The 6,936-nt window shown below is 68.3% G+C and carries 6 protein-coding genes; all 6 read right to left on the reverse strand.

The annotated features are described in order from the left end of the window. Positions 1 to 541: protein-disulfide reductase DsbD domain-containing protein (locus HUU96_RS08790; protein ID WP_217430299.1), on the reverse strand; the 541-nt coding region annotated here is incomplete at its 3' end. Positions 542 to 579: 38 nt separating this feature from the next. Beyond that, positions 580 to 1,500 carry a right-handed parallel beta-helix repeat-containing protein gene (locus HUU96_RS08795; protein WP_174292455.1) on the reverse strand — a complete coding sequence of 307 codons (921 nt, stop codon included), beginning with the start codon at positions 1,498 to 1,500 and terminating at the stop codon, positions 580 to 582. A 117-nt stretch (positions 1,501 to 1,617) separates the two neighbouring features. Then, positions 1,618 to 4,296 (reverse strand): methionine synthase, encoded by a 2,679-nt coding sequence (gene metH, locus HUU96_RS08800; protein ID WP_174292456.1) that lies wholly within the window; start codon positions 4,294 to 4,296, stop codon positions 1,618 to 1,620. Between the two features lie 34 nt (positions 4,297 to 4,330). Further along, a complete protein-coding gene (locus tag HUU96_RS08805) occupies positions 4,331 to 5,377 on the reverse strand; it encodes a homocysteine S-methyltransferase family protein (RefSeq protein ID WP_174292457.1) in 1,047 nt (348 codons plus the stop codon). Next, positions 5,374 to 6,315: a methylenetetrahydrofolate reductase [NAD(P)H] gene (gene metF, locus HUU96_RS08810; RefSeq protein WP_174292458.1), complete on the reverse strand. Its 942-nt coding sequence runs from the start codon at positions 6,313 to 6,315 to the stop codon at positions 5,374 to 5,376. The genes HUU96_RS08805 and metF overlap by 4 nt, the downstream gene beginning before the upstream one ends. After that, a partial coding sequence (locus HUU96_RS08815; RefSeq protein WP_174292459.1) for a class I SAM-dependent methyltransferase occupies positions 6,312 to 6,936 on the reverse strand: 625 nt, incomplete at its 5' end. The genes HUU96_RS08815 and metF, both read right to left, overlap by 4 nt.

Raw genomic sequence — 6,936 nt, forward strand, 5'->3', positions numbered from 1 at the left:
GCCAGCCGCCGAACGCCGCCGCGTCCGGCCCCGGCGCGCCGTCGCCGACGGTCAGCATGAGGTGCAGCGCCTGCTTCTCCGGCACGCACAGCGTCGCGGTGCAAACAAGGTAATCCGCCTCCAGCACGATCGGCAGCGCCGTTCCCGCTGCCACCCCCGCCGGCACCCGCACGTCACTCAACAGCGCATAGGGTGCCTCATAGACATGGTTCATCAGCCCGGCGACCAGCAACGTCGTCGGCACCGGCCATTGCAGCGGACCCGCACTCAGCCCCTTGGGCAATGTCCAGTCATACTTGCCCGCAAACCCAGCATCGCCAGGGTTGGACCAATAGCCATGCCAGCCCGCCTCCGGCACGGTCGCGATCGCGAGGGTGACGGTTGATCCGGCACGGGGATGCTCGGTTTCCGCGACCAGCCGAATGGCGAGATGCAGCTTGCCGGCCGCCGCCGGCATCACGTCGGCCCAGACCGGCGACGCCGCCAGCGTCAGCGCCGCAATGATCGCGCTCCACAGCGCTCGCCAGCCGGATATCGTCATCCGTGCAGCATAGCGGCACGCCGGCCGCGTTGCACAGCCTAATGGCTGACGAAAGGCGTCAGGCCGCTCAGCCGGTTGGTTCCGATCGCCAGCCGCTGGTGGCTCCAGTCACCGACGAACGCCGCCTTCGCCGCGCCGGGTGCGAGGCTGGCGGTGTTGCCGTCGATGGCCAGCCCTTCGGTGGGGTACATCCGGTTCTCCGCCGACACCGCGATCAGCGTGCCGGGATTGTCCTTGTCCTTGCCCTGGACAAGGGTGTTGCCCCTGACCGTGCCGGTGCCGCCGTTCGACAGGTCGATCAGGTAGCTGGTCTGGTGGCCGGCGCTGTCGTCGAAGCTGTTGCCGTCGACCTGGACATGGGCGGCCCTGATCTTGGCGTAATGCCCGCCGGTGCCGCGCTCGAAGCGCGAATTGGTGACGCTGACCGAGCCGGCGGTGATGAGGTAGAGCGAGTGGCTGCAATTGTCGGTGCGGCACTGGCCGAGCCCGGCGAAGGTCGAATGGTCGATGACGATGCGGCGCGACACGTCGTTGGTGCCGCCGCCGATGCCCTGCTCGCTGTCGAGAAACATGGAATTGACGACGGTGAGGTCGCCCGCCTCGGTGCGGATACCCTCGCCATTGCCGTCGTTGACCTCGTAGCCGCGGAACACCAGCCCATCGATCACCGACCCGCGCCCGCGCAGCACCAGCGCCGCCTTGTCCTCGCAGACATTGTGCTCGAAGACGGCGGTGCCCGGTTGGGCGGCGCGGTAGGTAACGGTACCGCGGCTCTGCACCGCGCATTCGCGATAGGTGCCGGGCGCGATCACGATCGTCGCGGTGCGGTCGCCGATCGCGGCGAGCGCGTCGTCGAGGCTGCGATAGCCATGGCCGTCGACGCTGAACGGTGCCGGCTGGGCGGCGGCCCCCAGCATGATGGCGGCGAGGGCGAGCGGGGCGAGGAGGATGCGGCGCATGAGAGCAGGTGGCGCAACCCGAAGCGCACCGGCTAGAGGCAAAGAGGGTTAAAGCTCGTCCGTCGTGCTGCTATCGATTACCGGTAGGGCTCGCCGTCCCGCGATGAGCCACCGCGATCAGTCCAAGTTCGGCCGCAGCCACCGCTCCGCCTGCTTCTGATCCACCCCCCGCCGCGCCGCATAATCAGCGACCTGATCCTGCCCGATCCGGGCCACGCCGAAATACTCCGCCTGGGCATGGCCGAAATAGAAGCCCGACACCGCCGCCGTCGGCAGCATCGCGAAGCTCTCGGTCAGCTCCAGCCCGACGTTGGTCTCCGCGTCGAGCAGGTCGAACAGGATGTGCTTGAGGCTGTGCTCGGGGCAGGCCGGATAGCCCGGCGCGGGGCGGATGCCGCGATACTGCTCGCGCACCAGCGCCTCGTTGGTCAGCTGCTCGTCCGGCGCATAACCCCACAGGTCGGTGCGGACATGCGCGTGCAGCGCCTCCGCGAACGCCTCCGCCAGCCGGTCGGCGAGCGCCTTGAGCAGGATGTCGTTATAATCGTCGTGGTTCGCCTTGTAGGCGGCGATGTGGCTGTCGATGCCGTGGATGCCGACCGCGAAGCCGCCCAGCCAGTCGCCGGCGGGGTCGACAAAATCGGCGAGGCACATATTGGCGCGCCCCTCGCGCTTGGCGATCTGCTGGCGCAGGAACGGCAGGCGGACGCTGTGCGGCTCGCGGCGATCGAGGTCGGGCACGTCGAGATCGTCAGCCACCGCCGCGCCGTCGGGACTGCGGCGATGCTGCTCGTGCGGCAGCGTGACGTACACGTCGTCCTCGTGGCGGTGGCAGGGCCACAGCCCGGCGACGCCGCGCGCAGTCAGCCAGCGCTCGTCGACGATCCGGTCGAGCATCGCCTGCGCGTCGGCGTAGAGCGAGGTCGCACTCTCGCCCACCACTGCATCGTCAAGGATCGCCGGGAAATTGCCGGCCAGCTCCCAGGCGCGGAAGAACGGCGTCCAGTCAATATAGCGCCGCAGGTCGGCCAGGTCCCAATCGTCGAACACATGGAGGCCAGGCTTCGCAACCGGCGAGGCCTTGAGCGCCATGTCGGCCGGGAACGCCCGCGACCGTGCCTCGGCGAGCGGGAGGAGGTCGTTCTGCCCCTTGCCCTCGCGCGCCAGCCGCACCTTCTCGTAATCGGCGGCGACGCCGGCGACATAGGCGTCGCGGCCGGTGTCGCTGACCAGGGTGGTGGCCACGCCGACCGCGCGGCTGGCGTCGAGGACGTGGACGATGGGGCCGTCATATGCCGGCGAGATGCGCAACGCCGTATGCACCTTGGACGTGGTCGCGCCGCCGATCAGCAGCGGCATGGTCATGCCCGCGCGCTTCATCTCCTCGGCGACGGTCACCATCTCGTCCAGCGATGGCGTGATCAGGCCCGACAGGCCGATCATGTCGGCGTCGTTCTCGTTAGCCGCGGCGATGATTTTCGACCATGGTACCATGACGCCCAGGTCAACGACGTCGAAGCCGTTACACTGGAGGACGACGCCGACGATGTTCTTGCCGATGTCGTGGACGTCGCCCTTGACCGTCGCCATGACGATCTTACCCTTGCCTTTCGCCCCCGGCTCCTTCGACGCCTCGATGAAGGGCAGCAGGTGCGCGACCGCCTTCTTCATGACGCGAGCGCTTTTAACGACCTGCGGCAGGAACATCTTGCCCGATCCGAACAGGTCGCCGACCACGTTCATGCCGTCCATCAGCGGGCCTTCGATGACCTCGATCGGGCGCGCGAACTGCTGCCGGCACTCCTCGGTGTCGTCCACCACATGCGCGTCGATGCCCTTGACCAGCGCATATTCCAGCCGCTTGGTCACCGGCAGCCCGCGCCACTCCGCCGCCTGCTTCTCCGCCACCGCGTCGGTGCCGCGATACTTTTCGGCCAGCGCGACCAGCCGATCGCCGGCCTCGGGATCGCGGTTAAGGACGACATCCTCCACCGCCGCGCGCAGCTCCGGATCGATGGTGTCGTAGACGTCGAGCTGGCCGGCGTTGACGATCGCCATGTCGAGCCCGGCGGGGATGGCGTAATAGAGGAACACCGAATGCATCGCGCGGCGCACCGGCTCGTTGCCGCGGAACGAGAAGCTGAAGTTGGACAGCCCGCCCGAGATATGAACGTGCGGGCAGCGCGCCTTGATCGCCCGGCACGCCTCGATGAAGTCGACGCCGTAATTGTTGTGCTCCTCGATCCCGGTCGCCACCGCGAAGATGTTGGGGTCGAAGATGATGTCCTCGGGCGGGAAGCCGATGCCCATGAGGAGGTCGTAGGCGCGGGCGCAGATCTCGACCTTGCGCGCCTGGGTGTCGGCCTGGCCGACCTCGTCGAACGCCATGACGACGACGGCGGCACCGTAATTCATGCACTTGCGGGCGGAAGCCAGGAAGGCGTCTTCACCCTCCTTCATGCTGATCGAGTTGACGATCGGCTTGCCCGACACGCATTTCAGCCCCGCCTCGATCACGCTCCATTTGGAGCTGTCGATCATGATCGGCACCCGCGCGATGTCGGGTTCTGCGGCGATCAGCTTGAGGAAGGTGGTCATGGCGTGGTGCGCGTCGAGCAGCCCCTCGTCCATGTTGACGTCGACCACCTGCGCTCCGTTCTCGACCTGCTGACGCGCGACCTCGACGGCGCGGGTATAGTCGCCGGCCATCACCATCTTCTTGAAGGCGGCGGAGCCGGTGACATTGGTGCGCTCGCCGATGTTGACGAACTGGGCGGAGGACGGAGCGGAAGCCACTGATATTCCTAAAACAACGGGAGGATGCGGTCGGTCACGCCGCCATCGTGAACGGCTCCAAGCCCGCCAGCCGTGTCTTCACCGGCGGGACCGGCACCGCGCGGGGCGTCACCCCCGTCACCCGCTCCGCCATCGCCTGGATATGCGCCGGCGTCGAGCCGCAGCAGCCGCCGAGCACATTGACCTGGCCCGCATCGGCCCACTCGCCGACCAGCCCCGCCGTCGTTGCCGGCCGTTCGTCATACTCGCCCAGTTCGTTGGGCAAGCCGGCGTTCGGATAGACCATGATCAGCGTGTCGCAGATTTCCGACAGCGTCTTCACATGCGGGCGTAACTGCTCGGCACCAAAGGAACAATTGAGGCCGATGGTCAGCGGCCGGGCATGGCGCACCGCGTGCCAGAACGCCTCCACGGTATGTCCCGACAGGTTGCGCCCCGACAGGTCGGTCAGCGTCATCGACAGCATGATCGGCAGGTCGCGGCCCAGCGCCATCCCCGCCTCCAGCGCCGCCATGATCCCCGCCTTGGCGTTGAGCGTGTCGAACACCGTCTCGATCAGAATGAAGTCCACCCCGCCCTCGACCAGCGCGTCGATCTGCTCGCGATAGACGCCGGTGAGGTAATCGAAGTCGATCTCGCGAAAGCCGGGGTCGTTGACGTCGGGGCTGAGCGACAGCGTCTTGTTGGTCGGCCCGATCGCGCCGGCGACGAAGCGAGGGCGGCCGTCGCGCGCCTGATACTCGTCGGCCAGCCGGCGGGCGAGCCGGGCGCTTTCGACATTGATCTCGCGCACCAGATGCTCGGCACCGTAATCCGCCTGGCTGATGATGTTGGCGGAGAAGGTGTTGGTCTCGGCAATATCGGCACCGGCCTCGAAATAGGCGCGGTGGATCGACTCCGGCACCTCCGGCTTGGTCAGCGCCAGGATGTCGTTGTTGCCCTTCTGGTCATGGCCGAGGCCGAGGTCGCCCGCATAGGCGGCCTCGTCGAGCTTCCAGTTCTGGATTTCGGTGCCGAATGCGCCGTCGGTGATGAGGATGCGGCGCGCCGCCTCCGCCTTGAACCGCTCGCGCACCGTCATGCCGCGACCTCCCGCTCGCGCAGCGTCGGCCTGACTCCGAGCAGATGGCAGATCGCATAGGCGAGTTCCGCCCGGTTGAGGGTGTAGAAATGCAGCTCCTTGACCCCGCCCGCGTACAGCCGCCGCGACAACTCCGCCGCCACCGTCGCCGCGACCAGCTGGCGTGCGGCCGGGCGCTCGTCCAGCCCTTCGAACAGCCGCCCCATCCAGGGCGGCACCCGCGTGCCGCACAGCGCCGACATCCGCGTGATGCTGGCGACGTTCATCACCGGCATGATGCCGGGAACGAGGTCGGCGTCGATCCCCGCCGCCGCCGCCGCGTCGCGGAAGCGGAAGAAGGTGTCGGGCTCGAAGAAGAATTGCGTGATCGCGCGGCGGGCACCGGCGTCGAGCTTGCGCTTCAGATTGTCGAGGTCGCTCGCCTGATCGGGCGACTCCGGATGCGCCTCGGGATAGGCGGCGACCGAAATCTCGAACGGATGCAGCCGGCGCAGCCCGGCGACGAGGTCGGCGGCGTTCTCGTAGCCGCCGGGATGCGGCGCATAGGGCGTGTCGCTGGCCGGGGAGTCGCCGCGCAGGGCGACGATGTGGCGGACGCCGATCGCCCAATATTCGCGCGCGATCGCGTCGACCTCCTCGCGACTCGCCTCGACACAGGTGAGGTGGGCGGCGGCGGCGAGCGAGGTCTCGCGCTGGATGCGCGCCACGGTCGCATGGGTGCGCTCGCGAGTGGTGCCGCCGGCACCATAGGTTACCGAGACGAAGCTGGGATCGAGCGGCTCCAGCGTACGTACCGCCTCCCACAAGGCGGTGTTCATCGTCTCGTTCTTGGGCGGGAAGAACTCGAAACTGACCGTCAGGTCGCCGCCGACATCGGCGAACAGCGGCGTGTCAAGCGCTCGCCGCGCCTCCTCCAGCTGGGGAACCGAGATCGTCATGCCGCCTTCACCTCGCGTAGAGCGGCCCCGGCCTTGCGCCCGAGCCACAGCTTCACCGTCAGTTCGCCGCCCACCAGCGTCTCCACCCGCGCCATCTGCAATCCGGCGGCCGCGAACCAGCCGGCGACCTGCTCGTCGGCAAAGCCCAGGCGGACATGGGCATCGCGGGCGCGCAGCTCCTCGCGGTCATGGGCGGCGAAGTCGGCGATCAGCAGCCGCCCGGCCGCGCCCAGCACCCGCGCCGCCTCGGCAATCGCGGCCGCCGGCGTTTCGGCGAAATGCAGGACGTGGTGGAGGATGGCGAGGTCGGCCGCACCGTCGGCGAGCGGCAACGCGTAGAGGTCGGCCTGGCGCAGTTCGGTGTTGCCGCGCTCGTGCAGCTTGGCGCGGGCGAGCCTCAGCATCTCCGACGAGCGATCGATGCCGAGCGCCGCATCGGCGCGCGCGCCGAACAGCTCCAGCATGCGGCCGGTGCCGGTGCCGATATCGACCAGCGTGCCGACCGGGCCCTCCCCGACCAGCGCCGCCATTGCCGCCTCGACCTCGCTATCGGCGACATGGAGCGAGCGGATCGCGTCCCAGTCGCGGGCATGGGCCTGGAACCACGCCGCGGCACTGGCG

The organism is Sphingomonas bacterium (genome assembly GCF_903644135.1).
Classification (GTDB): domain Bacteria; phylum Pseudomonadota; class Alphaproteobacteria; order Sphingomonadales; family Sphingomonadaceae; genus Sphingomonas.

Excerpts from the sequence above, each read along its gene's own strand:
- HUU96_RS08795 (WP_174292455.1), bottom strand. The coding sequence starts at position 1,500 with ATGCGCCGCATCCTCCTCGCCCCGCTCGCCCTCGCCGCCATCATGCTG.
- HUU96_RS08805 (WP_174292457.1), bottom strand. The coding sequence starts at position 5,377 with ATGACGGTGCGCGAGCGGTTCAAGGCGGAGGCGGCGCGCCGCATCCTC.
- metF (WP_174292458.1), bottom strand. The coding sequence starts at position 6,315 with ATGACGATCTCGGTTCCCCAGCTGGAGGAGGCGCGGCGAGCGCTTGAC.